Origin of the sequence: Salinivibrio sp. MA427, assembly GCF_001996115.1 — a bacterium.
Lineage (GTDB): Bacteria > Pseudomonadota > Gammaproteobacteria > Enterobacterales > Vibrionaceae > Salinivibrio > Salinivibrio costicola.
Window position 1 is genome coordinate 1 of record NZ_MUFH01000488.1, and the last position, 1,130, is coordinate 1,130.

Sequence of the window (1,130 nt, forward strand, 5' to 3'; positions counted from 1 at the left end):
GGGTATCTGTAAATCGGTCAGAATTTGGCAAATTACTTCCGCTATATTTAGATTGATAATATTCACTTTGATGTAATGACAAATAGTGGAAAACCGCATGTATGCCATTATCTTTCAAAACCTTAATTAACTCGGTGCGTTGTTCAATATTTTCACACACCAAATAAAACATATGTGCATTATTAGTTGAGTTTTCGTTGATTTTTGGTAGCTGAATGCCTGAATCAGTTAATACATGACTTAAATTATCATAATAACGCTGCCAAATCGCTTTACGTCTCGATTGTATATCATCAATACTTTCAAGCTGAGCATAAAGATATGCAGCAATAATATCAGATGGCAAAAATGATGACCCAATATCTACCCAACCATATTTGGCAACTTCGCCGCGGAAGAACGACGATCGATTTGTTCCTTTTTCACGAATAATTTCAGCACGCTGAATATATTTTTCATCATTAATCGCAAGTAACCCACCTTCACCAGCGATAATATTTTTAGTTTCATGAAAGGAGAATGTTCCAAAAGTACCTATACTACCAAGAGGGCGACCTTTGTAGTAGCTATCAATCGCCTGTGCTGCATCTTCTACTACCGGAATGTTGTATTGCTCAGCCAAAACCATAATAGAGTCCATATCACAAGCAACACCGGCATAATGAACAACAACAATCGCTTTTGTATTCGGTGTGATTAGCTTTTCAATATGCTGTGGGTCAATGTTGGGATGCTCAGAATAGCTATCGGCGAAAACAATATCCGCACCTCTTAGAGCAAACGCATTAACACTAGATACAAAAGTGTAGGATGGCGCAATCACCTCATCCCCAGGCTGTATATCTAGTAGAATAGCAGCCATCTCTAATGCATCAGTGCAAGATGTTGTTAAAAGACATTTTTTGAAGCCATAACGTTTTTCAAAAAAATCATGACATTTGGTAGTAAATGCGCCATCACCAGATATTTTACCAGCAGTAACAGCCGTAGCGATATTTTTAAATTCGTCACCGGACAAATATGGCTTATTAAATGGAATCATAACTATTTAAACCTTGTTCTCATTTTGGTGATCGATATTTCCTTTCCAGAATCATTTTCAATCCTATCAAGTCTTATAAGGCCTCTAC

Annotated in this window: 1 protein-coding gene; it reads right to left on the reverse strand. The window is 37.0% G+C overall.

Annotation, left to right across the window (positions count from 1 at the left end):
- A partial coding sequence (gene rffA, locus BZG79_RS15815) for a dTDP-4-amino-4,6-dideoxygalactose transaminase (protein ID WP_077774887.1) occupies positions 1 to 1,042 on the reverse strand: 1,042 nt, incomplete at its 3' end.
- Positions 1,043 to 1,130 lie beyond the last annotated feature (88 nt).